This window comes from Pseudomonas sp. WS 5011, from assembly GCF_012985775.1.
Classification (GTDB): Bacteria; Pseudomonadota; Gammaproteobacteria; order Pseudomonadales; family Pseudomonadaceae; genus Aquipseudomonas; species Aquipseudomonas peli.
Window position 1 is genome coordinate 18031 of sequence record NZ_JAAQXA010000021.1, and the last position, 25805, is coordinate 43835.

The following is a 25805-nucleotide window of genomic DNA, read 5'->3' on the forward strand; positions in this document are numbered from 1 at the left end:
AAGGAGCGGTCACGTACGTCGCGCCGCAACAGGTCAGAGCTCATCGGCATCACGCTGACTCTGAAGAATGAAGGTCACGACTATCAGGATCAGCCACAGCAGGTAGGGGCGGTACCAGGCCCCATTGGGGTCGATCCACCAGTCCATGATGGCCGGGGAGAACAGGTAGATCCCCACCACCAGGATCAGTACCAATCGATAGATATACATGCCGCATCTCTTCGCTTAATTGCCGGCGATGGTAACGGATGCGCGACGCTCTGGGCTATTGGTCGGGCGGTGTGGGCTGAGCGTGCGCAGGGGTTGGCTTTTTCTGATTAGTTGGTACTATCGTTCCACTTAATAAGAAAAACGCTGGAGATTGCCATGCGCCTTGCCCCGCTTTCCGTGCTTGCCCTGTCCGTGCTGCTTGCCGCCTGCAGCGAAGAACCGGCCCCGGTGGCCGATCTGGATTTCCAGAAAGACCTGCAGACCCAGCTGATCAAGGCCAAGCCCGGCAGCGTGATCGAGATTCCCGCCGGCACCTATCAGCTCGACCGCAGCCTGAGCCTGAAAGTCAGCGGTGTGACTATTAAGGGCGCGGGTATGGACAAGACCATCCTCAGCTTCAAGGGGCAGAAGTCCGGCGCTGAAGGCCTGCTGGTGGATGCCTCGGATTTCACCATTGAAGACATCGCCTTCGAGGACACCCTGGGTGATTCGCTGAAAGTGGTGGGCGGCAAGAACATCATCATCCGCCGTGTGCGCACCGAGTGGACCAACGGCCCGGCCACCGAGAACGGCGCCTACGGCATCTACCCGGTGCAGACCGAAAATACCCTGATCGACGGCGCGGTGGCCATTGGCGCCTCCGATGCCGGCATTTATGTCGGCCAGTCGCGCAACGTGGTGGTACGCAACAGCCGCGCCGAGCGCAACGTCGCTGGCATCGAGATCGAAAACACCATCGACGCCGACGTGTATGACAACGTCGCTACCGGCAATACCGGCGGCATTCTGGTGTTCAACATGCCCAACCTGCCGCAGGCCGGCCGGGTGACGCGGGTGTTCCGTAACAAGATCGAAGGCAACAACCACAAGAACTTCGGCCACAAAGGCACACCCGTGGCCAGCGTTCCGGCAGGCTCGGGGGTGGTGATCAACTCCAATGACGATGTCGAGGTGTTCGACAACGATATCGGCGATCACAAGACCGCCAACATCATCATCAGCAGCTACTTCAGCACCGGTTACACCGACCTCTCCACCGCCGAGAACTTCGACCCCTATCCAGAAGGCATCTATATCCACGGCAACCGCTTCGGCCCCGGCGGCGACAGCCCGGATCACCTGGAGCTGAAGGCGCTGAAGGTCAGCCAGTTCGGCTTGAATGGCCGTCTGCCGGACATTCTCTGGGACGGCTACGTCAACCTCGACATTCTGGTGGATGGCAAGCTGCCGGCTGATCGCGCGATCTGCATCAATAACGGCGAGGCGGGGATGATCAACGTCGACGGGCCGAACAACTTCAAGAACATCAGCACCGAAATGGCCGACTACCGTTGCAGCCTGCCCGCGCTGCCGGCAGTCAAACTGGCTTCGGCCGAAGCCGGTCAGGGGGCCTGATGCGTAGGCTGCTGCTGGGTGTGTTACTGCTCCTGGCCGGCTGTGAGCAGCAGCCGGCCCCGTTGTACCTGCCGCAAGGTGACAACTACCCGGAAACACTCAGCGAGTGGGGCATGCTGCAACGCGCCGATGGTTTTATCGCGCCGATTGCCGAGGCGCTGCCCTATGACCTGAATACCCCGCTGTTTACCGACTACGCGCACAAGCTGCGCAGCGTGTGGATGCCGGCAGGTACGGCGGCGAGTTATGGCGAGGCGCACTTCGACTACCCGGTTGGCACGGTGCTGAGCAAGACCTTCTACTACCCCAAGGACGCCCAGGGCCGCCTGCTGCTTAACGAGCAGGATGACCGCGATCCGCAGCGCGGTCTGGAGCTGGCGCGGGTGCAGTTGATCGAGACGCGCATTCTGCTTAAACAGCAGGACGGCTGGGTCGCGTTGCCCTATGTGTGGGATGAACAGCAAAAGGAGGCACATCTGGAATGGGCTGGTGACAGCCGCCAGTTGAGCCTGCTGAATGCCGAGGGCAAGACTCAGGCGGTGGCCTATCAGGTGCCGGACGCTAACCAATGCGCCGGTTGCCATGAGGAAACTGCAGGGAAGGGCGTCAATCCGCTGGGGCCCAAGTCGCGGCACCTGAACAAGGATTTTGCCTACGCCGATGGCACGCATAATCAGTTGCAGTACTGGCAGCAGCAGGGCCGTCTACAGGGCGTGCCGGCCGAATTGCAGGGCGTGCCGCAGAACGCTTTATGGCCGACCCCGCGCAGTGGCGAGAGCCTGGAACAGCAGGCGCGCAGTTATCTGGATGCCAACTGCAGCCACTGTCACAACCCCAAGGGCCCGGGGCGTACTTCAGGGCTGCTGCTTGACCCGGCCACGGCCATCGGCATCAGTTATGGCCTGTGCAAGCAGCCGGTGGCTGCAGGGAAAGGCTCGGGTGATCGTCTGGTGGATATTCACCCGGGCCAGCCGGATAAGTCGGTGCTGCTATTTCGAATGGAGAGCGTGGATCCGAGCATCATGATGCCGGAGCTGGGCCGTTCCTCCGTGCATACCGAGGGCGTCGAGGTGCTGCGGCGGTGGGTTGCCAGCCTGCAAGGGGATTGCTGAAGGGCGCGACCTGTTTTCGTGCGCCGCGGCTGGCGTGGGGCATGGCTGGCCCTGTTGTGGTGCGTGCCTGTAGCGGGTGAATGCGGCAGGCCGCGCCAGCTCTGGCTTGGGCCACTGGCATAAGTCTTGCGCTGCCTGGTTATCGCCCAGGCTCGCAGGAGGCCCGCTGTGTCGATTCATATCGCCTTGCACCATGTCAGCCACTATCGCTACGACCGCGCGGTCAACCTTGGCCCGCAGGTCGTGCGCCTGCGCCCTGCACCGCACAGCCGTACCCGGGTGTTGTCCTACGCGTTGAAGGTCGAGCCGGGCGAGCACTTTATCAACTGGCAGCAGGACCCCCAGGGCAACTACCTGGCGCGCCTGGTCTTCCCAGAAAAGACCCGCGAGCTGAAAATCGAAGTCGATCTGGTTGCCGAAATGGCGGTGTTTAACCCCTTTGATTTCTTCCTCGAACCCTACGCCGAGAAAATCCCTTTTGCCTACACCGCGGGCGAGCAGCTGGAGCTGGCGCCTTATTTGGTCAAGCTGCCGGCCAGCAAGCTGTTTGCCACGTATCTGGCCAGCATCGAGCGCACGCCGCTGTCGAGCGTGGATTTTCTGGTGGCGCTGAATCAGCGCCTTTCCACCGATATCAGTTACCTGATCCGCCTGGAGCCGGGCGTGCAGACTCCGGAAGAAAGCCTGCAGAAAGGCTCCGGCTCCTGCCGCGACTCGGCCTGGTTGTTGGTGCAGCTGTTCCGCCACCTGGGCCTGGCGGCGCGCTTTGTTTCCGGCTACCTGATCCAGCTGAAAGCGGATGTGAAATCCCTCGACGGCCCATCCGGCACCGAGGTGGATTTCACTGACCTGCATGCCTGGTGCGAGGTCTATCTGCCGGGTGCCGGCTGGATTGGCCTGGACCCGACCAGCGGCCTGTTCGCCGGTGAAGGCCATATTCCGCTGGCCTGCAGCCCCGAACCGTCCTCGGCGGCGCCGATCAGCGGCGGCGTGGATGAGAGCGAGTGCGAGTTCAGCCACGAGATGTGGGTCGAGCGTATCTGGGAAGCGCCGCGCGTCAGCAAACCCTACAGCGAGGCGCAGTGGCAGGCGATTGTCGCGCTCGGGCAGAAGATCGACGGCGATCTGCAGGCCCAGGACGTACGCCTGACCATGGGCGGCGAGCCGACCTTTGTCGCCCTTGATTACCCCGACGATGCCGAATGGAACACCGCCGCCCTGGGGCCGAACAAGCGCCGCCTGGCCACTGATTTGTTCCATCGCTTGCGCGAGCACTATGCACCGAGCGCGCTGGTGCATTTCGGCCAGGGTAAGTGGTACCCCGGCGAGCAGCTGCCGCGCTGGTCGCTGAATGCCTACTGGCGCCGCGACGGCGAGCCGCTGTGGCACACCCCGGCGCTGTACGCCGACGAGCAACAGGACTACGGCGTTGATGCGGCCAAGGCCGCCGACTTCCTCACCCTGCTCGCCGAACGTTTGGGCGTGGATGGCCAATACTGCGTGCCGGCCTATGAGGACCGTTTCTATTACCTGTGGCGCGAACGCAAGCTGCCGATCAACGTCACCGCCGAAGACCCGCGCCTGGCCGACGCGCTGGAGCGCGAGCGCCTGCGCAAGGTGTTCGAGCAGAGCCTGGATAAGGTGATCGGGCATATCCTGCCGCTGGCTCGGCATGCCAAGCAGCTGGGTTGGCAGAGCGGCAGCTGGTTTTTGCGTGACCAGCATTGCCGGCTGATACCGGGCGATTCGGCGATGGGCTACCGGCTGCCGCTGGATTCCCAGCCCTGGGTCAGCGAAGCCGATTACCCCTACGTGACCCCGGAAGACCCCAGCCAGGTGTTCGCTCCGCTGCCGGCTGCGGCGCAGATCAAGCCGCAGCTGCGCGGCGTCTGGCCGGGTAGCCAGAACGGCGCAGGTAAGCGTCCGCTGCTCGGCCAGTCGGCCGCCGCTGTGGTGCGCACCGCACTGTGTGCCGAGCCGCGCGAGGGCAAGCTCTATCTGTTTATGCCGCCGCTGGTGCGTCTGGAGGATTACCTGGAGCTGGTGGCTGCCATCGAAGCCACCGCCGCCGAGCTGAAATGCCCGGTGCTGCTGGAAGGTTATGAGCCGCCGCTGGACCCGCGCCTGCAGTTCTTCCGGGTGACCCCGGACCCTGGCGTGATCGAGGTGAATATCCACCCAGCCGCCAGTTGGGATGAGCTGGTCGAGCGCACCGAGTTTCTCTACGAGCAGGCTCGCGAATGCCGCCTGAGTAGCGAGAAATTTATGATCGACGGCCGCCACACCGGCACCGGCGGTGGCAACCACTTCGTCCTCGGCGGCGCGACGCCGGCGGATTCACCGTTTCTGCGCCGCCCGGATCTGCTGCGCAGCCTGATCAGCTACTGGCACAACCACCCGTCGCTGTCCTACCTGTTCAGCGGCCTGTTTATCGGCCCGACCTCCCAGGCGCCGCGTATCGATGAAGCGCGTAACGATGCGCTGTACGAGTTGGAAATCGCCTTCGCGCAGATGCCCGAAGTGGGTCGCGACTGTCAGCCCTGGCTGGTCGACCGCCTGCTACGCAACCTGCTGGTGGACGTGACCGGTAACACCCATCGCTCCGAATTCTGTATCGACAAGCTGTACTCGCCGGATTCGGCCTCCGGGCGTCTCGGCCTGCTGGAGCTGCGTGCTTTCGAAATGCCGCCCCATGCGCAGATGAGCCTGGCCCAGCAGCTGCTGATCCGCGCGCTGATCGCGCGTTTCTGGCGTGAACCCTACAAACCGGCGCGACTGGTGCGCTGGGGCACCGAGCTGCATGACCGCTACCTGCTGCCGCACTTTATCGAGCAGGATTTTGCCGACGTGCTGCAGGAGCTCGACGGCTGCGGCTATCGCCTGCACAGCGAGTGGTTTGCCCCGCACTTCGAGTTCCGCTTTCCCAAATCCGGCGATTTCAACGTCAAGGGCATCGAGCTGGAACTGCGTCAGGCCCTGGAACCTTGGCATGTGCTGGGCGAGGAGGGCGGGGGCGGCGGCACGGTGCGCTATGTCGACTCCTCGCTGGAGCGCATGCAGGTCAAGCTCAGCGGCCTGCCGAGTGACCGCTATGTGCTGACCTGCAACGGCGTACCGGTGCCGCTGCGGCCTACCGGCAAGGTCGGCGAGTTTGTCGGCGGCGTACGTTTCCGCGCCTGGCAGCCGGCCAACTGCCTGCACCCGACCATCGAAGTACATGCGCCGCTGGTCTTCGATCTGGTGGACAGCTGGATGAGCCGCTCCCTGGGCGGTTGCCAGTATCATGTCGCCCATCCGGGCGGACGCAATTACGACAGCCTGCCGGTAAACGCCTATGAGGCCGAGAGTCGGCGGTTGGCGCGTTTCTTCCGTCTGGGCCACAGCCCAGGCAAACGCCCGGCACTGGCCCCGATCAATAATAATGAAATGCCCATGACCCTGGACCTGCGCCTGACCTAGCCTGGGTCGATTGCAGGAGCCGTCGAGTTGGCTCCTGCATCTGCGCAACACCAGAACCTTTTATCGAGCCTGCCATGCCCGACCTGCTTGCCGACTACCCCCTGACGTCCGGGGCTTACCACGAACTGTTCGACGCCGACGGTAAGGTACGCCCGCACTGGCGCCTGCTGCTCGAGCGTTTGCAGCGCAGCAGCCCGGCGCAGCTGGCGCAGCGCCAGGCCCTGCTGGCGCGGCAGATTCAGGAAAACGGCGTGACCTACAACGTCTACGCCGACCCCGATGGCGCCGACCGGCCGTGGGAACTGGACCTGCTGCCCAACCTGATCCCGACTGAAGAGTGGCAGCAGATCGCCGCCGGCGTAGCCCAGCGCGCCGGGTTGCTGAATGCCGTGCTGGCCGATCTGTATGGCCCGCAGCAGCTGCTGGCCGACGGGCTGTTGCCGGCTGAGCTGGTGTTTGGCCACAACAACTACTTATGGCCCTGCCAGGGTGTGCAGCCGCCTGGCGGCACTTATCTGCATTTGTATGCGGTGGACTTGGCCCGCGCCCCGGATGGCCGCTGGTGGGTAACGGCCGACCGCACTCAGGCGCCGTCTGGCGCCGGTTATGCCCTGGAAAACCGGCAGATCGTCTCGCGCGCCTTTCCCGAGCTGTACCGTGACCTGCGCGTGCAATACCTGGCCGGGTTCTTCCGCACCCTGCAGGACACCCTGGCGCGCCAGGCCCCGGCCGGCAGTGAAACACCGCTGGTGGTGCTGGTCACCCCTGGGCGTTTCAACGAGAGCTATTTCGAGCACCTGTACCTGGCGCGTCAGCTCGGTTATCCGCTGGTGGAAGGCAGCGACCTCACCGTGCGCGACGCCAAGGTCTACCTGAAAACCCTGGCCGGCCTGCGCCGCGTGCATGCGGTGCTGCGCCGTCTGGATGATGACTTTTGCGACCCACTGGAGCTGCGTACCGACTCGGCCCTCGGCGTGCCCGGCCTGCTCGAAGCGGTGCGCCAGGGCAATGTGCTGGTGGCCAACGCCCTCGGCAGTGGCGTGTTGGAATCCCCCGGTTTGCCGGGCTTTCTTCCGGCCATCGCGGAAAAATTATTGGGCGAAGAACTGTTGCTGCCGAGCATCGCCAGCTGGTGGTGCGGCGAGCCGCCGGTGCTGGACAAAGCCCTGGAGCAGCTCGACGAGCTGCTGGTGCGCGCCAGCTTTCCCTCGCAGAGTTTTGCCCCGGTGTTTGGCCGTGATCTGGACGAGGCGCAGCGTGCCGAATTGGCTGAACGCCTCAAGGCGCGGCCTTATGCCTATGTCGCCCAGGCTTTGGCGCAATTGTCGCAAGCGCCGGTCTGGCAGCCTGAAGAAGGCCAGCTGGCGCCGCGCGCCATCGGCATGCGGGTGTTTGCCGTGGCCAGTGCCGAGGGTTACCGGGTAATGCCCGGTGGCCTGACCCGGGTAGCCACCGAAGCCGATGCCGAAGTGGTGTCGATGCAGCGCGGTGGCGCCAGCAAGGACACCTGGGTACTCGGCGAGCGGCATGCCGGCGGCGAACCCTGGCAATGGCTGCGTCCGCTGGGCGTGGCCGATCTGGTACGCAGCGACCCCTATCTGCCTTCGCGGGTGGTGGAAAATCTCTACTGGTTTGGTCGCTACAGCGAACGCTGCGAGGACGGTGCGCGGCTGCTGCGCATCATGCTGGCGCGTTATGTGGATGACGACGATGACCCGCAGGCGCTGCAAACCGCCCTGAGCCTGGCCGAGAGCCTGGGCCTGCTGCCGGATGCCGAAAGCGGCGAACTGCAGCAGCGCCTGCTTGAAGCGCTGCTCGGCGAGGACTGGCCTGACAGCTTGCGTGGCAACCTGCAGCGCCTGCAGTGGGTGGCTGGCAGCGTGCGCGGCAAGCTGTCCCAGGCCAACTGGCAGGCCCTGCTGGAGTTGCAGCGCGAGGCCCAGGGCCTGGATGCCGAGCAGGCTGACTTCGGCGAGCTGCTGGATTTTCTCGACCGTCTGCTGCTGTCGTTGGCGGCGCTGTCGGGCTTTGCCCTGGATGATATGACCCGCGATGACGGCTGGCGCTTTCTGATGATCGGCCGCTGCATCGAGCGCCTGCAGTTCCTCTGCAACAGCCTGGCGAATTTTCTCCGTAGCAGCGCGGCTAATGACCAATCCGCACTGGAGTGGCTGCTGGAACTGGGCAACAGCAGCATCACCTACCGCACCCGTTACCTGGCTTCGGCGCAGCTGATTCCGGTGCTCGACCTGTTGCTGCTGGATGAGCAGAACCCGCACTCCGTGCTTTTTCAGGTGCGCACCCTGCTGCGCTCCCTGTCGCGCCTGGGCGAGCGTTTCGAGCTGCCCAGCGAGCGCCGGCTGAAACACCTGGAAGGGCAACTGGCGCGCTTCAGCCTGGCCAGCCTGGAGAATCCGCTATTTGGCGCGGCCAGCGTGCAGGAGGTGCTGGATGGTTTGTCTGGGCTGCTGGAAAGCATCAGCCAGGCCAGTGCGGAAATCTCCGACCGTTTAGGCTTGCGCTTCTTTGTGCATGTCGACGCCAGCCAGCGGACGCAATCCTTATGAGCAGCGCCTTCTACCAGATTCTTCACGACACTCATTACCGCTACGCCAGCCCGGTGTCGCTGGCCCAGCAGCTGGCGCACCTGTGGCCACGGGCTTGCCCCTGGCAGCGCAATCACAACCAGCAGCTGCTGGTCAGCCCGCAGCCGTGCCAGCGCCAGGATGCTCTGGATGTGTTCGGCAACCCGCTGACCCGCCTGGTGTTCGAGCGCCCGCATCATGAACTCAAGGTCAGCGCGCGCCTGCAGGTCGAGGTGCTGGCGCGGCCGGCGCTGGATCTGCAGGCGTCGCCGCCCTGGGAAGAGGCGTGCACGGCGCTGCGTTACAGTGGCCAGGCGCTGTTGCCTGGGGTGTTGGAGGCGACGCGCTTTCGTTTCGAGTCGCCCTATGTGCACCTCAAGCAGGTGTTCGCCGCCTACGCGGCGGATTGCTTTAGCCCCGGCCGGCCGTTTCTGGCGGCGGTGGATGGGCTGATGCAGAAAATTTTCAGCGAATTCAGCTTCGATGCCGCCGCCACCCAGGTGGCGACGCCGCTGCTGCAGGTGTTGGAGGAGCGCCGTGGCGTGTGTCAGGACTTCGCCCATCTGATGCTCGCCTGCCTGCGCTCCATGGGCCTTTCGGCGCGTTATGTCAGCGGCTACCTACTGACCCAGCCACCGCCCGGCCAGCCCCGGCTGATCGGCGCCGATGCCTCGCATGCCTGGGTCGCGGTGTTCTGCCCGCAGCAGGGCTGGGTGGATTTTGACCCAACCAACAATATCCGCCCGGCGCTGGAACATATCACCCTGGCCTGGGGCCGCGATTTTGCCGATGTTTCGCCGCTGCGTGGGGTGATTCTCGGCGGCGGCAGCCATGACCCCGAGGTGCAGGTGACGGTGCTGCCGATCCCCGCGATAGAGGGCTAGCGGTTATGTAACTGCGTGCTAGCGTTTTCTGGTGAACACTCACTGGAGCTGCGCCATGGAAGAAACCAACCTGATCAATCTCGGCACCGAGAAAGTTGCCGATCTCTACAACCTGGTCGCGCAGTACGGCGCGGCGTTTGCCATCAAGATTCTCTCGGCGATTGCCTTCTGGGTGATCGGCCGCTGGCTGATCGGCTTTGCCGTCGGCATGGTGCAGCGCGCATTGGGCCAGCAGCGGGTTGACCCGACGGTGCTGCGCTATGTCGGCAACTTTATCTCGGTGACCCTCAACATCATTCTGGTCATCGGTATTCTCGGCTACTTCGGCGTGCAAACCACCAGCCTGGCGGCGCTGATTGCGGCGGTCGGCCTGGCCATCGGCATGGCCTGGTCGGGGCTGCTGGCCAACCTCGCGGCCGGCGGTTTTATCATCGTGCTGCGGCCGTTCAAGGTCGGCGACTTTATCAGTGCCGGCGGGGTGGTCGGCACTGTCACCGAAATCGGCCTGTTCGTCACCGCGATCAACACCCCGGACAACGTGATGACTCTGGTGGGTAACAACAAGATCTTTTCCGACAACATCCAGAACTTCAGCCACAACGCGTTTCGCCGGGTCGATCTGCAGGCGCAGCTGTCCGGCGCGGCGGACTACAAAGCCGCTGCGGCGCTGCTCAAGCAGCGTATCGGCGGTATTGCCAACGTGCTGAAAGAGCCGGCGGTGGATGTGGAAATTATCGAGTTCAATCTGGTTGGGCCGGTGCTGGCGGTGCGCCCGTATTGCCACACCGACCATTACTGGCAGGTGTATTTCGACAGCAACAAGATGATCAAGGATGCCCTCGGCGAAGGCGGCTTCCCGGCGCCGATGCCGGCGCAGACGGTGATCATGCAGCAAGCAGGGTAACAGACGATGCCGGCCGCCAGAGGATGGCGGTCGGCGCTGGATCAGGCTTGCGCCTTGCTCGGTTTCACGGCTTTCCAGGCGCGAGTCGCCAGGCTAACCAGCAGCAGGGCCACGGCGCCGGCGATGATCCCTGCGATGGCATTCAGCAGCGTCGGCAGCAAGGCAGCGAGCAGACCGCTGCTGGCCGCCACGCTCTGCGTCAACTGGTCGATCCACTCCTGCGCGGCATGTACACCGTGGGTGAGGATGCCGCCGCCGACCATAAACATCGCCGCGGTGCCGAGAATCGACAGGGTTTTCATCATATATGGCGCGGTAAACAGAATGCCGCGACCGAGGCTGCGTTGCAGGCGGCCGCCCAGGCCTTCACCACCACGCTGATTGAGATAGAGGCCGGCGTCGTCCAGCTTGACGATACCCGCCACCAGGCCATAAACCCCGACCGTCATCAGCAGAGCGATACCCGAAAGCGCCGCGACCTGCTTGCCGAAACTGGCCAGGGCCACGGTGCCAAGGGTGATGGCGATGATTTCTGCCGAGAGGATAAAGTCGGTGCGGATCGCGCCTTTGATCTTGTCCTTCTCGAACGCCAGCATGTCCACCTCGGGGTCGGCCACAGCCTGCAGCAGTTCTTGATGCTGCGCCTGATTATCGGCCTTGCTGTGGAGGAACTTGTGCGCGAGTTTCTCGAAGCCTTCGTAGCAGAGGAAGGCGCCACCAAACATCAGCAGCGGCGTTACCGCCCAGGGCGCAAAGGCACTGATCAGCAGGGCAGCAGGCACCAGAATCAGCTTGTTCTTGAACGAACCCTTGGCCACCGCCCAGACCACCGGCAGCTCCCGTTCGGCCCGCACGCCGCTGACCTGCTGGGCGTTCAGCGCCAGGTCGTCGCCGAGTACCCCGGCAGTTTTCTTGGCCGCCACTTTGGTCATTACCGCCACATCGTCGAGAACGGCGGCGATGTCATCAAGCAGGGTTAATAGGCTAGCGCCGGCCATGCGAGGGATTCCTTTCTTGAGTTTCTGAGGCGAATCGCCTGGCAGAAGGGCAGGCGACGGTGCGCAGATTTATACGTGAGTCAGCACATATCAGCCATAGGCGGAAAACCCAGTTTTGCCGCAGTGCACGAAAAACGGTGGTATGGGTTAGTCGCTGCTATTGCCGCACGATCCACTGGCGCCACTGGCATAGGCAGCGAGCAGGCTGCGTAACAGGTCATTGAGGGGCATGGGCGTATCTCCTTGATTGGTGGAGTGACGTTACGCCTGTGCCCGGCGGCTGGGCTGTTGATTGTCTCGATTGGGGTCATAGCCGAAAGCTGCTTTGGCGTTATGCACAGCTATTGCGGCGGTGCACAGTTAGTTGTGCACAAAGACTGTGGAGCGAGCTGTGGATAAGGTGGGCGTAGGCGCTTGCAGGCCTAGTCGTGCGGCTTCTTACGGTCTTTGTGCATTTTTTGATCAGTCAATTATTTACCGTTAAAACAACAGGTTAGCCTGGTTATTCAGGGCATTATGGGGTAGCGCTGAAGTTGTCCACGACTACTGTGGGTAGAACTGTTGATAACTCTGGTATGACTGCCTGCAAGGCTTATAAAGCCTGGTTTTGCGCCCTTTGATCGATTTTTAAGCAGTGTGTAGAAGTCTCGAAATACGTCATTTACGCTCTGCCGAGTCAAGCAATAATCGCGTTATTTCAAGGGTTTGCCGCAATGCTGCAACGCGCGGTGGATAACTTATCCCAGGTTGCTGTGGAGCGATCTGTGGATTAGCTGAGCACGCATGCGTTCAGGCCACAGCGGACGTGGCCTGAACGCGGTAGGTTGTTTTTTATACAGCGGCGAGTGGTCAGAGCCTTTCTACGATCTCGCGAGCTAGAGCACTGCAAGGCGAAAACAGGCGAGGAAGCGGAGTTTACGAGCTGTAAATGAGCATTCCGAGCCTGTTTTCAACGCAGTAGGGCCGACGCGCAGCAGATCGTAAAAGGCTCTTAGTCTTCTAGGGCGCTGATCTGCGTCGAACGCCCGAGCACCTGCAGGGCACGATCCGGGTAATCGGTGATCAGTGCGTTTGCCCCCAGATCAATCAGGCGGCGCATATCGGGCTGTTCGTTGATGGTCCACAGCTGCACATTCAGCCCACGTTGTGTGGCGGTCTTGAGCAAGCTCGGGCTGGCAATGGGTAGACCATCGTGGGCTTCGGGAATCTGCAGCGCCTGGTAGGACGGCGACAGCAGGCTGCCTAGGCCGACCCAGTTGAGCGCCACCAGCAAGCGTACCGAGCCGGGGCCTGCAGAGGTGGCAACGCCCGGGCACTGTTCGCGGAACAGCTGCAGGCTGCGGTCATAGAAGCTGCCGACAATCACCTTGTCGCGTTGCTGGTGCGCTTCAAGGGCATCACACAGCTGCGCTTCCATGCCGACATCCGGCACCTTGATTTCAATCACCTTGGGGATGCTGGGGAAACGTTCGAGCACTTCGGTAAAGGTCGGGATCCGCACGCCCTGGCCACGGTAGGGGTAGCTTTGGCCGCCATCGGCGCTCCAGCGGTAACCGGCGTCCAGCGCTTGCAACTGCGCCAGGCTGTGCGCGGCCACCGGGCCTTCGCCATTGGTGGTGCGATTCAGCGTACGGTCGTGGATCACCACCAGTTCGCCGTCACTGGACAGGTGCAGGTCCATCTCCAGCATGTCCACGCCCAGGGCGCTGGCACGCTCAAAGGCAAACAGGCTGTTTTCCGGCCACAGGCCTTTACCGCCGCGATGGGCAATCACCAGCGGTCGTTCGGCAAAGCTGCTAAGCACTGCGGCTGGTTGGGCCGGTTTACTGGTCAGGGCCAGTACGCCGAGGGCGATGGCCAGTAACAGCAGTGGAACAGAGAGAAAGCGGGCAACGCGCAGCATGGTCAGGGTCCAGGGCAGTCAAGGGAGAGGAGGTTTAATACGCCTCGACTATGACAAAGCCATGGCGGCTGGGCGAGAGGCGAAATGCGCCAGCCTAGCGACCTTTGCGGTCAGGGGGTGTTGGCGTGGCGGATGCGGGTGGACGCTGGCCGTCCACCCGAGCCAGTCACTTAGCCTGCCAGCAGCCAGGCGCCGGTGACTGCCGAAGCCGCGCCGAGTATGCGCACCACCGGTGCAGCGGCCTGGGGCAGCAGACGCACCAGTGCGTAGCCGCTGGCGTGCAGAGCGGCGGTTGCGACCACGAAGCCGGCGGCATAGCCCCATGGGCTGGCCAGCGCCGGCAGCTCCAGGCCGTGGGCAACGCCGTGGGTCAGGGCGAACAGTGCAGTCAGGGCGATGGAAATAACCATTGGCAGGCGGATGGCCACGGCGACTAGAAGACCAAACGCCAGCACTGACGCGGCGATACCGGTTTCCATCAGCGGAATCTGCAAGCCGTTAAAGCCCAGCAGGCCGCCGATCAGCATGGTGCCAACAAAGGTCAGCGGCAGCGCCCAGCGCGCCGCGCCGGATTGCTGTGCAGCCCAGAGGCCGACGGCGAGCATCGCCAGCAGGTGATCGAGACCGAATACCGGGTGCGCCAGGCCGGCCATTAGCCCGGAGTGATCGTGGCCAGCGTGGGCGAAGGCCACTGCGGGGCTGAGAAACAGGGCGAGGGCGAACAGGGATTTACGCAGGTTCATGGGGTGTCTCCTTGACTGAATGGGTTGTACTTAGAACCTGTTTACGATCTCGCGAGCTAGAGCCAGTCAAGGCAAAAACAGCCGAGAAAGCGGAGTTTACGAGCTGTAAATGAGCATTCCGAGGCTGTTTTAACGCCGAATGGCCGACGCGCAGCAGATCGTAAGCAGGTTCTCAGGCTGCATTGAGCATGCCGTGCTGTTCGATAAAGGCGATGATCTGATCAAGCCCCTGGCCGATCTTCTGGTTGCTGAACACAAACGGCTTGTCGCCGCGCATCTTCAGGGTGTCGCGTTCCATCACGTCCAGCGATGCGCCGACCAGCGGGGCCAGGTCGACCTTGTTGATCACCAGCAGGTCGGACTTGCAGATCCCAGGGCCGCCTTTGCGCGGCAGCTTGTCGCCGGCGGATACGTCGATTACGTAGATGGTCAGGTCCGACAGCTCCGGGCTGAAGGTAGCCGAAAGGTTGTCGCCGCCGGATTCGACGATGATCAGGTCCAGGCCTGGGAAACGCCGGTTGAGTTGGTCGACCGCTTCCAGGTTGATCGAGGCGTCTTCGCGAATCGCCGTGTGCGGGCAACCGCCGGTTTCTACGCCGATGATCCGCTCAGGCGCCAGAGCCTCGTTGCGCACCAGAAACTGCGCGTCTTCCTGGGTGTAGATGTCGTTGGTCACCACGGCCAGGTTGTAGCGTTCGCGCAGGGCCAGGCACAGGGCCAGGGTCAGGGCGGTTTTGCCGGAGCCGACCGGGCCACCGATGCCGACACGCAGGGGTTGGCTGTTCATCTTCAAGTCTTCCTTATCATCAAGAACGGAATAAACGGCTGTACTGACGCTCGTGCGCCATGCTCGCCAGGGCCAGGCCAAAGGCGGCGCTGCCCCAGTGTTGCGGTTCTAACTCGCTAGCCTGACGCTGCGCCTGATCGAGCAGCGGCAGCAGTTGCGAGGTCAGCCGCTGGGCGGCTTGCTGGCCCAGCGGCAGGGTTTTCATCAGCACCGCCAGCTGGTTTTCCAGCCAGCCCCAGAGCCAGGCGGCGAGGGCATCTTGTGGCTCGATCTGCCAGGCGCGAGCTGCCAGTGCCCAGCCGACGGCCAGGCCGGGTTCGTCGAGATCGCTGAACAGCTGTTGCGCCGGCTGATCCAGCTCCGGCAGGCCACTTAGCAGTTGCTGCAGGGAGTAACCCATCTGGCGGCTTTCCAAGCGCAATTCGCGGGTTTCGCGGCTGGCACGTTGTTGTTCGGCCAGGCTGCGCAGCTGGGACCAGTCCTCGCGTGCGGCGGCCTGGCAATGGGCGAGCAGCAGCGGTGCCTCGAAGCGCGCGAGATTGAGCAGCAGCTGATCGGCAATCCAGCGTTGGGCGCTTTCCGCGTTATCTACCAAGCCCTGTTCCACCGCCATTTCCAGACCCTGGGAATAGCTGTATCCGCCAATAGGTAATTGGGGGCTCGCCAGCCGGAGGAGCTGCCAGGCTTTATTCACTTGCGCGCACCGAATTGATGCAGGCGCGGCGCATAGCTGAATTCGGCATCGCCAGCATGGGAATGGTGATGGCCGCCGCCGTAAGCGCCTTGCTCGGGCTGGTAGGGGGCTTCGATCAGTTCCACCGTGGCGCCGAGTTGTTCGAGCATGGCCTTGAGCACGTAGTCATCCGGCAGGCGCAGCCAGCCATCGCCGAGTTGCAGAGCCACGTGACGGTTGCCCAGGTGGTAGGCGGCGCGCATCAACTCGAAGGCGTTGGCGCAGGTGACGTGCAGCAGCGGTTCGGTGCGGGCGATGACGCGTACGATGCGGCCGTCTTCGGCCTGCAGGCATTCGCCATCGTGCAAGGCTGGTTGGCCGCGCTCGAGGAACAGGCCGACATCTTCGCCTGTGCGGCTGTAGCAACGCAGACGGCTTTTGCTGCGGGCTTCGAAGCTCAGCTCGAGTTCAGCATCCCAGTGCGGCTGGGCGGCAATACGGCGGTGAATCACCAACATGGGGCAGTTTCCGGCAGGGCAATGCTGGTTATAGAGCAAGTGCCTTGCCAAACTGCCGTTGCGCCACGCAGAGCGGGGCGCCTGGGGTGGGTGTGGCTGAAATTAGAGCGTGATGAGGTTTGGTTTGGTGCGCCTGCTTGGGTTTTGCGCGTTTTTGGTGCGATGGGCCGGCGGTGATCAGTCGCGGGTTTGCCCGAGGCCTTGCCAGTGCTTGGCACCGATAAAGATAAAGCGCAGCTGCTCGATCATTTTGACCTCGGGCGAGGCGTGCATCGGCAGGGGCGCTGCGGGCGGGTCGATCAGCTCGGGCAGGGTGGCGAATACGGTTTTCACCACCAGGTCGGCGATTACATTCTGCGCCGGTGCGTCGAAGTGTTGCAGCTTCGGCATGGCCGCAAGATCCGCCACCAGGTCGGCGGTAATACGTTCACGCAAAGCGCCCACTGCCTGGCGTACCAGTAGTGAGCCGCCATACTGCTCGCGGGCGAGAAACAGAAACTGCGAGCGGTTGGCCGCCACGGCGTCGAGGAAGATGCGCACCGAGGCGTCGATCACACCGCCCACCTCGAACTCATGGTGGCGTACCTGGCGAATGGTTTCGCGAAAGGTTTCGCCGACTTCGGCAATCAGCGCCAGGCCCAGGGCATCCATATCGTCGAAATGCCGGTAGAAACCGGTCGGCACGATGCCGGCGCAGCGCGCCACTTCGCGCAGGCTCAGGCTGCCAAAGCCACGGCCGCTGTCCATCAGGCTGCGCGCTGCGTCCATCAGGGCGTGGCGGGTTTGCAGTTTTTGTTCGGCGCGCGGTTGTAGTGGTTTCAAGCGGGCATGGCTCTGCATGGCGAAATCAGCGCAGCACTCTAACAAACGCTCATTGTTTACGTCGAACCGTGCGTGCATCGCCGGCTTTGAGTGTACGACTGTTGACTGAATAAGCGTGCTCTGCCAGTCTAGTGAACAATTGTTCACTGGAGTCTTGTCGTGGCCCTTCTTCCTTTTGTCTGGGTGCGCGGGCTCGCCAGCCTGCTGTATCCGCTGCGTGTGCTGGTCGCCCATGGTTGGTTACGAGAAAGCGATGTCGATGCCGGGCTGAAACTGCTGCACCCGGCGCTGCGGCTGAATCGAGTGTTTGCCCGGGTCGTTCAGCGCCAGTGGGTGGCCGATGACATGCTCGAACTGACCCTGCAGGCCAACGGCAACTGGCGTGGCGCGCAGCCGGGTCAGCACCTGCAGCTGTTCCTTGAACGCAATGGCGTGCGCCTGAGTCGCAGCTACAGCCTGACGGCGGTGCGGCCGAATGGCTGCGTGCAGGTCGCCATCAAGCATCAGGCCGGCGGCCGGGTGTCACCCTATTTACTGGAACACCTGGCGGTGGGTGATGTGCTGGAGCTGGGGCCGGTGTATGGCGAATTGAGTTGGCCAGAGGCGCAGGAGGGGGTGTTGTTGTTGGCGGCAGGCAGTGGCATCACGCCGTTGCTGGGTCTTTTGCGCAGTGCTCTTGCGCAGGGTTTCAGTGCGCCGATTACCTTGCTGCATTACGTGCGGGAGCAGGGCCAGCGCGGTTTTGTTGCCGAATTGCAGGCCCTGCAGGCGCAGCACAGCAACCTGCAGGTGCGTTGGTCACTGACCGCTGCTGGTGCTGGGTTGGAAGGATCAGTTGGGCGTTTTACGGATAAGCATCTGGCCGATGTTGCGCAGTTGGATCAGCGCCGCGTTCTGGCCTGCGGCCCGGCGGGTTTTGTCGCCCAGGTGCAGCAGTGGTGGCAGGCCGCTAGCTTGCCTGGCGCGCTGCAGGTTGAGGCCTTCACTGCGCCCGTGCTGCGCGCCGATGTCAGCCTACGCGAAGTGCGCTTGGGGTTTACCCGCAGCCATCAGCAGGCGACCGCCAATAATCAGCTCAGCTTGCTGGAACAGGCTGAAGCCCATGGCCTTAAGCCGGCCCATGGTTGTCGCCAGGGCATCTGTGCCAGCTGCACCTGCACGTTGCTCAGCGGCACGGTGCGCGATCTGCGCAGCGGGGCACTGTTTAGCGAGCCCGGACAACCCATTCGATTGTGCGTCAGCGCGCCCCATAGCGACGTCGACATTGATCTTTAACCTGCGAGGGAATCCCCATGCGTCGTGATCGCGAACTCTCCCTGGATGAAATGAACGCCTTCGGCAACGAGCTGGACGCCCTGCGCCAACGCACCCTGGCCGATCTGGGCGAGGCGGATGCGCGCTATATCCGCCGGATTCGCGCAGCGGTGCGGTTCTGTTGCTGGAGCGGACGTGGCCTGCTGATGCTCGGTTGGTTTCCGCCGACCTGGCTACTCGGCACCCTGCTGCTGGGGCTGGGTAAGATTCTGGAGAATATGGAGCTAGGGCATAACGTCATGCACGGCCAGTACGACTGGATGAATGACCCGGAGTTTGCCGGGCGCAGCTACGAATGGGATATCGCCGGCCCGAGTGACTTCTGGCGGCATACCCACAACCACGTGCACCACACCTGGACCAATGTGCTGGGCATGGACGATGACGTGGGCTATGGCGTGGTGCGGCTGTTTCCTGAGCAGCGCTGGAAGCCGTTCTACCGTTGGCAGCCGCTGTGGGTGACGCTCCAAGCGCTGTTGTTCCAGTACTCGGTGGCGATCCAGCATCTGCGTCTGGACAAGGTCTACAAGGGCAAGCTGAGCAAGGCCGAAGTGCGCCCATTGATGAAACAGTTCAACGCCAAAATACTGCGTCAGTGGGGCAAGGATTACCTGTTCTTCCCGCTGCTGGCGCTGCTGATCGGCGCCAATGCCGTGGCGGTGCTCGCCGGTAATGCCGTGGCCAACCTGATCCGCAACCTGTGGACTTTCACGGTGATCTTCTGCGGTCACTTTACCGAGCAGGCGGCGGTGTTCAGCAAGGAGTCGGTGGTCGGCGAGAGCCGTGGACACTGGTACCTGCGCCAGCTGCGCGGGTCCAGCAACCTGAATGGCGGACCGCTGTTCCATATTATGACGGGCAACCTCAGCCACCAGATCGAACACCACTTGTTCCCCGATCTGCCGGCGCGGCGCTATGCGGCGATGGCTGTGGAGGTCCGTGAGATCGCCGAGCGTTATGGGCAGGTCTATAACAATGGCAGCTTGTGGAGCCAGTTTTCGACAGTGCTTAGGCGGATTTGGATCTACCGCCGTCGTCCGTCGCTAGCAAGCTGTTGAAACTACCTGCGTTGCTGATCCAGCGTTAAAAACAGGCTCGGAATGCTCATTTACAGCTCGTAAACTCCGCTTCCTCGCCTGTTTTTGCCTTGTCTCAGCTGCCTCGTCGACGTTTCAATAGCCTGCTAGAAAAGGTCAGCGCGTAAACACGCAGGTCAGATAACGGTTGCTAAAGCCGTAGCGCATCATCGAATACAGCCGGCTGAACAGGTACAGCGGGCGTTTGCGGTAATACAGCAGCACCGCATTGCCGACCCCTTCACTGCGGTGCTGTTTCTGTTGATCGGCCTGTTTCGAGAATAAACCTTTGAACTGCCACCACTGAATCTGTTCCAAGTGCTGCCGGGCATGCAGCCCTTGCTGACGGAACAGCACATAAAAGCTGCGTTTGCTGAAGTCATGCAGGTGGTGTGGGTTACCGTCGAGGGTCGGGGTAATCGGCACCGAGGCGATAACCTTGCCGCCCTCGACTAATAAACGCGCATAGTTGGCCAGCAGCACCTGCGGACGCGGCAGGTGCTCGATGGTTTCCAGGCTGACGATGCAATCAAAGCCCTGCTCGCTGCTGAACTGTTCGGCATCGGCACATTCATAACGCAGGTTGGGCAGGTGGTAATGGTTGCGGGCGTAGGCAATGGCCGTCGGGTCGATGTCCACGCCGGTAACCTGTTTGTCCGGGTTGCGCTCAGCCAGCAGGGCCGTGCCATAGCCGCAGCCGCAGGCCATATCCAGTACGCGCTGGCCGCTGAGGTGCAGGGCTGCGAACTCATAGCGCTGCATATGAATCTGCAGGCTGGCCTGGTCGTCCGAGTTCAGCGGGTTGAGATCCTTCGGGTAAATCCGTTCGATGGTATGCATGGTCATGGCAGCGCAAAGAGAAGCCAGGACTATAGGCCAGGTGGCCCACTATTCCCACGCGCTGTATTGGCATGCTTCGTGGTTCAGTACTTTCTTTCTAGGCGGTATGACACAAGGATGGTTTGCAATGTCGACATCTTCTGCACCCCGTTATCCCCTGGTCCTGGTGCCAGGTTTACTCGGCTTTATCAGCCTGCTCGGTTATCCCTACTGGTACGGCATCGTCACGGCGCTGCGCCGCATCGGTGCAAAAGTCTTCCCGGTGCTGGTGTCGTCGGTGCATTCCACCGAGGTGCGCGGCGAGCAACTGCTGCTGCGCATCGCCGATGTGTTGCAGGAGACCGGCGCAGAAAAGGTCCATCTGATCGGTCACAGCCAGGGCGCCCTGACGGCGCGTTACGCGGCCGCGCTAAAGCCCGAGTGGGTAGCGTCCGTCACCTCGGTCGCCGGGCCTAATCATGGCTCTGAATTGGCGGATTTTCTCAAACGCAAAGCCCCGCACGGCAGCTGGCGCGAGCGTTTGTTGGCGCGTCTGCTGCGTGGCGTAGCAAGGTGCATGGCCTGGTTGGAGCGCGGTTACAAAGGCGAACCACTGCCGATGGATGTGGCAGCAGCGCAGCAATCGCTGACCAGCGACGGCGTGGCTGCCTTTAATGTGCAGTATCCGCAGGGCTTGCCCGAAGTCTGGGGCGGTGAGGGTGCGGCCGAGGTTAACGGCGTGCGCTATTACTCCTGGTCCGGCACCATCCAGCCGGGGATCACCGATAAAGGCGGCAACCGCTTCGACGGGCCGAATGTCGCCTGCCGGATGTTTGCCAAAACCTTTCAGCGCGAGCCGGGGCAATGCGATGGCATGGTTGGGCGCTACAGCTCACACTTGGGCACGGTGATTGGTGATCAGTACCCGATGGATCACTTCGACATCATCAATCAGACCTTTGGCCTGGTCGGTAAGGGCGCCGAGCCAGTCAAATTGTTTGTCGAGCACGCACAGCGTTTGGCGGCTGCCGGACTCTAGAGTTCGTTTAGCTCGACCCAGATGCCCTGATCATCCTCGCGGATGACAAGCTCCTGCAGCGCTTGCCCGGCGCAGGGGCCGGCGACGCATTCGCCGGACTCGATGAGAAACAGTGCGCCGTGGGTGGCGCACTGGATCAGGCTGGCGCTGGCGTCGAGAAACTGGTCGGCCAGCCATTCCAGTGGGATGCCACGGTGCGGGCAGCGATTGCGATAGGCATACAGCTGGCCGTCTTTGCGCACGGCAAACAGCTTCTCTCCCGCTATCTCGAAGCCCCGGCTCTGGCCTTCGGCCACTTCATCCGGTGCACACAAACGCAACATAGGAACCTCCCCGACAGGCCGGCATTATGCCGCCCTGGCGTGGAAGTGAAAGAGGAGGGCGCATCCTTGCGCCAAGTGGAACTCTGTTTCGCGACTAGTTGATCGCGCGGTAGACGTGTTGCTGGGTCATATTTCCCAGACTAGATTGACGGCCGCGTGGCGGCCCGGCTGGCTGAAGCGGCCCATGCTTGGGCTGTTTTCAGTCAGGCCGCGCACATCACCCCACTGCCAGTACTCTTTGTCGGTCAGGTTGAACAGGCCGGCATTCACGGCGAAGGCATCAGTCATCTGCCACCAGCCATTGAGGTCGAGTACGCCATAACCCGATGTCTGGGCGTGATTGGCGGTTTGGGTCATGTCGACGCGGGTTTTCGCCGCCACCAGGGTCCAGCTCAGTTCGCCACCAAACTTGCCGCTTGGCTCGCTGTAGCCCAGGCCGAATACCCCCTTGAGCGGGTCGACGCTGTTGATCGGCTGGCCTGTGCCTTCATCCTTGCCGCGGGCGTACGCCACGCTGCCACGGGCTTTCCAGCCAGCCGAAAGACCCAGTTGGTCGAGGAACAGTTCGCCTTTGGCTTCCGCGCCACGAATGGTCACTCGATCACGGTTGACGTACTGGAACTCGCCGAAGGGGAAGCCCGGCACGCTGGAAGGGCGTTCGTCTCGTTCAATAAAGTCGTCGTACTGGTTGTAGAACAGCGCCGCGCCAAAGCTGCCGATGGCGTACTGGCCGCGCAGACCCAGTTCGAAGCTGTCGCTGGTTTCTGCCTTCAGGTTGGTATTGGCCAGGGTGCGGTACATGCCGGGGTTGGCGAACTCGCCAAAGATCTCGATTGCCTGTGGCGCGCGGAAACCTGCTGCGTACTGACCGTAGAAGCTGTGGGCGTCGTCGAATTGGTAGGTCACGCCAAACTTGGGCGACAACGCCGAATCTTTGAAGTCGCTCGGATTGCGATCCGTTGCCTGGCTGTTGAGGTACTTGTCGGTGACGTGCGGGCTCATCTCATAGTGGTCATAACGCAAACCCGGTAAAAGGGTCCAGCGGCCAATGCTGATGCTGTCCTGAGCGAACAGGGCGTATTCCTTGGTGGTCGGATCGGGGAAGTCGCTGGTGGGTAGAACAGGCGTGGTGACGCCGGTGGCCAGTGCGGTCTCACCGCCTTCGCGCAGGTCCGCGTTCTTCAGGTGTTTGACGTCCAGACCATAGACCAGCGCATGTTGCGTGCTGCCGATGCTGAAGGCCTTGTCCAGCTTGGTGTTGAACGCCCAGAGTTTTTCTTCGTAGTACGAATCCCGTGTGCGGTAGCGTGGCTGGCCGCCGACCACGCGGTTCTCGAAGGTTTGCTGACGGGTCTGGCTGTCCTGGTAGTTGAGCTGACTGTGAATCTGGTCAACCAGCAGGGTATCGAGTTGCTGGGTATGGGAGAGGGAGTAGCGCTCACGGTCGACGCGGTCCTCAGCATCCTGAGTACGGATGGTCGCGGTGTTGCTGTAGTTGCTCAGTACCTGGGTGTCGGTGTCGTCCTGGTAACGCTCATAGGTCAGCTGCAGGCGGCCGCTGTCGCTGTAATCCCAGCCGAATTTGCTCAGCAGGTTGTCGGTACGGTAATCCAGCGGATTGGCCTGCTCGCGGGTTGCGCCGATACCACCCTGGCCGCTGTGGGTGTCCGTGGCCTGGCCGCTGCGTCGGCCCAGGTGCAGCAAGCCGTCGACCTGGCCCAGGCGTGCGGCAAAGGTGGCGCTGCGCTGCCAGCTGTCATCGCTGCCGTCATAGCCGGTTTTCAGGCGGGCGTAAGTGTCATCGCCTTCGTCCAGGTAGTCGCCGGCATCCTTGGTCAGGAAGCTCACCGCGCCGCCAATCGCATCGCTGCCGTACAGCGAACTGGCGGGGCCACGGATAATTTCCACCTGCTTGACGGTATCGACGTCAACGTAGTCGCGCTTGGCGCTAAGGAAACCGCCGAACGAGAACTCGTCCGGCATACCGATGCCGTCTACCTGGGTCAGCACGCGGTTACCGCCGATACCACGAATGGTAAAGCCCGAGAGGCCGAAACGATCACCGCTGCCACCGACCGATACGCCAGGCTCGTAGCGCACCAGGTCCTTGATGTTCTTGATGTTCTGCTGGTCGATCTGCCGTTCGGTTTGTACCGATACGGTGCTCGGCACCTGGTCGAGTGTCTGCTCGGTACGGGTGGCCGTGACTGTCACGGTATCGAACTGGTTCGGCGCTTTCTCGGCGCCAAGGGCCAGCGATGGGCTGAGTAACAGCAGGGCAAGCCAGGGGCGGCGGGCGAATGGAGGACTTCTGTGCATGGGGACTCCAGGATCGTACGGGTGGTTTCTGTGACCACCGGGTTGGCATCGGCGGCAAACCTAAACGACATTGACATGCGAATGCAAATAATTATCAAATAGATCTAATTCGATTTGATTGGGCTTTTGCATGCTGCGTTTGTCGCTGTTTCTGCTGCTGTCGCTGGCGCTGCATGTCGCCGGCTGGCTGCTGCATGGCGAGGCGCAGCCGCCTGCGTTGAGTGCGGCGCAAACCCGCGAAGCGCCCCAGGTATTACGCCTGGCTGCCGTGCTGCAACAGGCCGAGCCGGCGCCGGCCAAGCTGCCTGAGCAACCGCAACCGCAACCGCAACGCCAGGCGGTCGTGCCTAGAAAGTCTCCGGCACCCAAGCCTGTCGTGCAGGCGCCAGTGGCCAAGGCAAAGCCAGTGGTAGCGGCACAGCCAACTCAAAACCAGCCGGTGCAAGCGCAGCCAACCGAGGCAACCCGTCAGTCGGCTGCGGTGCGTGCAGCGGCTCAAGCCGCGCCAGCCAAGCCTGTTGCTACAAAGCCGGTCGCTGAAGTGCTTATCCGCAAACCGAGTTTCCGCGAGCCGCCCCGCCAGCCGAATTACCCGTCCCAGGCGCGGCGGCGTAATCAGCAGGGTGTGGTGCTGGTCGAGGTGCGTCTGGATGAGCGCGGCCAGCAACGCAGCCTGAACGTACTGCGCTCTTCTGGCGTGGAGAGTCTTGATCGCGCCGCTCTGGAGGCGGTTGCCAAGTGGCGCTTTCGCCCCGAAACCACCGGCGGTCAGGCTGTGCCTAGCCGTGTACAGATCCCTATTCAGTTCGCCTTGACGGCGAGCCGTTGATTAATCAGTGAGGAGTTTTCCATGAGCACACACGCCCAATCCGTCGCGCCCAGTAATGATCTGTATCTGGCCTGGCAGGTGCTGCGCAGCGAGCAGCCACGCTTGCGCGCTCGCGATGCCGCCGAGCGTCTGGCCGTCAGCGAGGCCGAACTGGCGGCCAGCCGCCTCGATGTCGATGCCGTGCGCTTGCAGCCGGACTGGGCGCAATTACTGCCGGCACTGGGCGAGCTGGGCTATGTGATGGCGCTGACCCGCAACGAGCATTGCGTGCATGAACGCAAGGGTCATTACCGTGAGGTGACGGTGACCGGCAATGGCCAGATGGGCTTAGTGGTGTCGGCTGATATCGACCTGCGGCTGTTCCTCGGCGGCTGGGCCAGCGTATTTGCTATCGAGGAGCAAACCGGCAAAGGCACCCAGCGCAGCATTCAGGTGTTCGACCGGCAAGGCATTGCGGTGCACAAGGTGTTTCTCACCGAAGACAGCCAGCTAAGTGCCTGGGCGCCACTGGTGGAGCGTTTCCGCATGGCTGAGCAGAGCGCCGAGTTGGAACTGATGCCGCTGCCCCAGGTGCAGCCCGCGCAAGCCGATGCCCAGGTAGACGCTAATGCTCTGCGCGTGGGTTGGTCGACCCTCAAGGACACTCACCACTTCTTCGCTCTGCTGAAAAAATACGGCGCTACACGCACCCAGGCGCTACGCCTGGCCGGAAGTGAGTGGGCCGAGCCGCTGGACGTGCGCGAGCTGCCGAAACTGCTGGAGCAGGCTGGTGCGCGCGAAGTACCGATCATGGTGTTTGTCGGTAATCGCCACTGCATCCAGATTCACTCCGGCCCGGTGCGCAACCTGCGCTGGATGGACACCTGGTTCAACGTGCTTGATCCCGAGTTCAATCTGCACTTGCAGACCACTGGCGTGACCGAGCTGTGGCGGGTACGCAAGCCCAGCACCGATGGCGTGATCACCAGTTGGGAAGCCTTCGATGCCAATGGCGAGTTGGTGGTGCAGCTGTTTGGCGCGCGCAAACCAGGCGTCCCGGAGCGCGAAGACTGGCGCGCCCTGGCCGAAAGCGCGCCAGCGCTGGAGTGCTGAG

The 25805-nt window shown here is 62.5% G+C and carries 22 protein-coding genes; 11 read left to right on the plus strand and 11 right to left on the minus strand.

All coding sequences use genetic code 11. From position 1 onward, the window contains the following. Positions 1-33: 33 nt before the first annotated feature. Positions 34-210 (minus strand): hypothetical protein, encoded by a 177-nt coding sequence (locus HBN63_RS18255; RefSeq protein ID WP_003244646.1) that lies wholly within the window; start codon positions 208-210, stop codon positions 34-36. Between the two features lie 156 nt (positions 211-366). Between HBN63_RS18255 and HBN63_RS18260 the strand changes: the two genes are divergently transcribed. The 6 genes from HBN63_RS18260 (at position 367) to HBN63_RS18285 (ending at position 10549) form a co-directional block, all read left to right on the plus strand. After that, entirely contained in the window at positions 367-1605 is a 1239-nt protein-coding gene (locus HBN63_RS18260) for a parallel beta-helix domain-containing protein (RefSeq protein ID WP_170050399.1), read from the plus strand. After that, positions 1605-2717, plus strand: a complete 1113-nt coding sequence (locus HBN63_RS18265) for an SO2930 family diheme c-type cytochrome (protein WP_170050400.1) — start codon at positions 1605-1607, stop codon at positions 2715-2717. Before HBN63_RS18260 ends, HBN63_RS18265 begins: the two co-directional genes overlap by 1 nt. Before the next feature lie 168 nt (positions 2718-2885). Beyond that, the gene (locus HBN63_RS18270) at positions 2886-6176 is read left to right on the plus strand and encodes a transglutaminase family protein (protein WP_170050401.1); all 3291 of its coding nucleotides are present in this window, start codon (positions 2886-2888) and stop codon (positions 6174-6176) included. A gap of 74 nt (positions 6177-6250) precedes the next feature. Then, the gene (locus HBN63_RS18275) at positions 6251-8743 is read left to right on the plus strand and encodes a circularly permuted type 2 ATP-grasp protein (protein ID WP_170050402.1); all 2493 of its coding nucleotides are present in this window, start codon (positions 6251-6253) and stop codon (positions 8741-8743) included. Beyond that, positions 8740-9645 (plus strand): transglutaminase family protein, encoded by a 906-nt coding sequence (locus HBN63_RS18280; RefSeq protein ID WP_170050403.1) that lies wholly within the window; start codon positions 8740-8742, stop codon positions 9643-9645. Before HBN63_RS18275 ends, HBN63_RS18280 begins: the two co-directional genes overlap by 4 nt. Before the next feature lie 55 nt (positions 9646-9700). After that, complete coding sequence (locus HBN63_RS18285) at positions 9701-10549, plus strand: mechanosensitive ion channel family protein (protein ID WP_170050404.1); 849 nt, start codon at positions 9701-9703, stop codon at positions 10547-10549. A 41-nt stretch (positions 10550-10590) separates the two neighbouring features. On the opposite strand, the gene HBN63_RS18290 is transcribed toward HBN63_RS18285, so the two are convergent. From HBN63_RS18290 to HBN63_RS18320, 7 genes are all read right to left on the minus strand, one after another. Next, on the minus strand, positions 10591-11547 hold the full coding sequence (locus HBN63_RS18290; RefSeq protein ID WP_170050405.1) for a DUF808 domain-containing protein: 957 nt from the start codon (positions 11545-11547) through the stop codon (positions 10591-10593). 991 nt (positions 11548-12538) lie between these two features. Then, on the minus strand, positions 12539-13450 hold the full coding sequence (locus HBN63_RS18295; RefSeq protein WP_170050406.1) for a glycerophosphodiester phosphodiesterase: 912 nt from the start codon (positions 13448-13450) through the stop codon (positions 12539-12541). A gap of 170 nt (positions 13451-13620) precedes the next feature. Continuing rightward, complete coding sequence (locus HBN63_RS18300) at positions 13621-14193, minus strand: HupE/UreJ family protein (protein WP_090256007.1); 573 nt, start codon at positions 14191-14193, stop codon at positions 13621-13623. Positions 14194-14365: 172 nt separating this feature from the next. Further along, positions 14366-14980: an urease accessory protein UreG gene (ureG, locus tag HBN63_RS18305; RefSeq protein WP_170050407.1), complete on the minus strand. Its 615-nt coding sequence runs from the start codon at positions 14978-14980 to the stop codon at positions 14366-14368. A 19-nt stretch (positions 14981-14999) separates the two neighbouring features. Continuing rightward, entirely contained in the window at positions 15000-15674 is a 675-nt protein-coding gene (locus HBN63_RS18310; protein WP_170050408.1) for an urease accessory protein UreF, read from the minus strand. Further along, positions 15671-16171 (minus strand): urease accessory protein UreE, encoded by a 501-nt coding sequence (ureE, locus tag HBN63_RS18315; protein WP_160088638.1) that lies wholly within the window; start codon positions 16169-16171, stop codon positions 15671-15673. Before ureE ends, HBN63_RS18310 begins: the two co-directional genes overlap by 4 nt. 177 nt (positions 16172-16348) lie before the next feature. Then, positions 16349-17011, minus strand: coding sequence for a TetR family transcriptional regulator (locus HBN63_RS18320; RefSeq protein ID WP_170050409.1), 663 nt, complete (start codon positions 17009-17011; stop codon positions 16349-16351). 141 nt (positions 17012-17152) lie between these two features. Here HBN63_RS18320 and HBN63_RS18325 point away from each other — a divergent pair, with 141 nt between their 5' ends. Then, the gene (locus HBN63_RS18325; RefSeq protein WP_170050410.1) at positions 17153-18268 is read left to right on the plus strand and encodes a ferredoxin reductase; all 1116 of its coding nucleotides are present in this window, start codon (positions 17153-17155) and stop codon (positions 18266-18268) included. A 17-nt stretch (positions 18269-18285) separates the two neighbouring features. Then, positions 18286-19365, plus strand: coding sequence for a fatty acid desaturase (locus HBN63_RS18330; RefSeq protein ID WP_170050411.1), 1080 nt, complete (start codon positions 18286-18288; stop codon positions 19363-19365). 135 nt (positions 19366-19500) lie between these two features. Here HBN63_RS18330 and HBN63_RS18335 read toward each other — a convergent pair whose 3' ends face one another. Further along, positions 19501-20229: a class I SAM-dependent methyltransferase gene (locus HBN63_RS18335; protein WP_262499022.1), complete on the minus strand. Its 729-nt coding sequence runs from the start codon at positions 20227-20229 to the stop codon at positions 19501-19503. 121 nt (positions 20230-20350) lie between these two features. On the opposite strand from HBN63_RS18335, the gene HBN63_RS18340 reads away from it, so the two are divergent. Further along, positions 20351-21241, plus strand: a complete 891-nt coding sequence (locus HBN63_RS18340; protein ID WP_170050412.1) for a triacylglycerol lipase — start codon at positions 20351-20353, stop codon at positions 21239-21241. Here the strand turns inward: HBN63_RS18340 and HBN63_RS18345 are convergent. Both HBN63_RS18345 and HBN63_RS18350 read right to left on the minus strand, forming a co-directional pair. Further along, positions 21238-21564, minus strand: coding sequence for a Rieske (2Fe-2S) protein (locus HBN63_RS18345; protein WP_170050413.1), 327 nt, complete (start codon positions 21562-21564; stop codon positions 21238-21240). The two genes, HBN63_RS18340 and HBN63_RS18345, sit on opposite strands and share 4 nt — an antisense overlap. 126 nt (positions 21565-21690) lie before the next feature. After that, the gene (locus tag HBN63_RS18350; protein WP_170050414.1) at positions 21691-23883 is read right to left on the minus strand and encodes a TonB-dependent hemoglobin/transferrin/lactoferrin family receptor; all 2193 of its coding nucleotides are present in this window, start codon (positions 23881-23883) and stop codon (positions 21691-21693) included. 130 nt (positions 23884-24013) lie between these two features. Here HBN63_RS18350 and HBN63_RS18355 point away from each other — a divergent pair, with 130 nt between their 5' ends. Beyond that, on the plus strand, positions 24014-24712 hold the full coding sequence (locus tag HBN63_RS18355) for an energy transducer TonB (RefSeq protein WP_170050415.1): 699 nt from the start codon (positions 24014-24016) through the stop codon (positions 24710-24712). A 21-nt stretch (positions 24713-24733) separates the two neighbouring features. Continuing rightward, entirely contained in the window at positions 24734-25804 is a 1071-nt protein-coding gene (locus tag HBN63_RS18360) for a ChuX/HutX family heme-like substrate-binding protein (protein ID WP_170050416.1), read from the plus strand. Position 25805: the final 1 nt, after the last annotated feature.

Coding starts and splice junctions, on each gene's coding strand:
- ureG (WP_170050407.1), bottom strand. CDS start 14,980: ATGAACAGCCAACCCCTGCGTGTCGGCATCGGTGGCCCGGTCGGCTCC.
- HBN63_RS18290 (WP_170050405.1), bottom strand. CDS start 11,547: ATGGCCGGCGCTAGCCTATTAACCCTGCTTGATGACATCGCCGCCGTT.
- HBN63_RS18340 (WP_170050412.1), top strand. CDS start 20,351: ATGTCGACATCTTCTGCACCCCGTTATCCCCTGGTCCTGGTGCCAGGT.
- HBN63_RS18300 (WP_090256007.1), bottom strand. CDS start 14,193: ATGAACCTGCGTAAATCCCTGTTCGCCCTCGCCCTGTTTCTCAGCCCC.
- HBN63_RS18280 (WP_170050403.1), top strand. CDS start 8,740: ATGAGCAGCGCCTTCTACCAGATTCTTCACGACACTCATTACCGCTAC.
- HBN63_RS18330 (WP_170050411.1), top strand. CDS start 18,286: ATGCGTCGTGATCGCGAACTCTCCCTGGATGAAATGAACGCCTTCGGC.
- HBN63_RS18350 (WP_170050414.1), bottom strand. CDS start 23,883: ATGCACAGAAGTCCTCCATTCGCCCGCCGCCCCTGGCTTGCCCTGCTG.
- ureE (WP_160088638.1), bottom strand. CDS start 16,171: ATGTTGGTGATTCACCGCCGTATTGCCGCCCAGCCGCACTGGGATGCT.
- HBN63_RS18345 (WP_170050413.1), bottom strand. CDS start 21,564: ATGTTGCGTTTGTGTGCACCGGATGAAGTGGCCGAAGGCCAGAGCCGG.
- HBN63_RS18265 (WP_170050400.1), top strand. CDS start 1,605: ATGCGTAGGCTGCTGCTGGGTGTGTTACTGCTCCTGGCCGGCTGTGAG.
- HBN63_RS18295 (WP_170050406.1), bottom strand. CDS start 13,450: ATGCTGCGCGTTGCCCGCTTTCTCTCTGTTCCACTGCTGTTACTGGCC.
- HBN63_RS18355 (WP_170050415.1), top strand. CDS start 24,014: ATGCTGCGTTTGTCGCTGTTTCTGCTGCTGTCGCTGGCGCTGCATGTC.
- HBN63_RS18320 (WP_170050409.1), bottom strand. CDS start 17,011: ATGCAGAGCCATGCCCGCTTGAAACCACTACAACCGCGCGCCGAACAA.
- HBN63_RS18335 (WP_262499022.1), bottom strand. CDS start 20,229: ATGACCATGCATACCATCGAACGGATTTACCCGAAGGATCTCAACCCG.
- HBN63_RS18260 (WP_170050399.1), top strand. CDS start 367: ATGCGCCTTGCCCCGCTTTCCGTGCTTGCCCTGTCCGTGCTGCTTGCC.
- HBN63_RS18285 (WP_170050404.1), top strand. CDS start 9,701: ATGGAAGAAACCAACCTGATCAATCTCGGCACCGAGAAAGTTGCCGAT.
- HBN63_RS18255 (WP_003244646.1), bottom strand. CDS start 210: ATGTATATCTATCGATTGGTACTGATCCTGGTGGTGGGGATCTACCTG.
- HBN63_RS18360 (WP_170050416.1), top strand. CDS start 24,734: ATGAGCACACACGCCCAATCCGTCGCGCCCAGTAATGATCTGTATCTG.
- HBN63_RS18275 (WP_170050402.1), top strand. CDS start 6,251: ATGCCCGACCTGCTTGCCGACTACCCCCTGACGTCCGGGGCTTACCAC.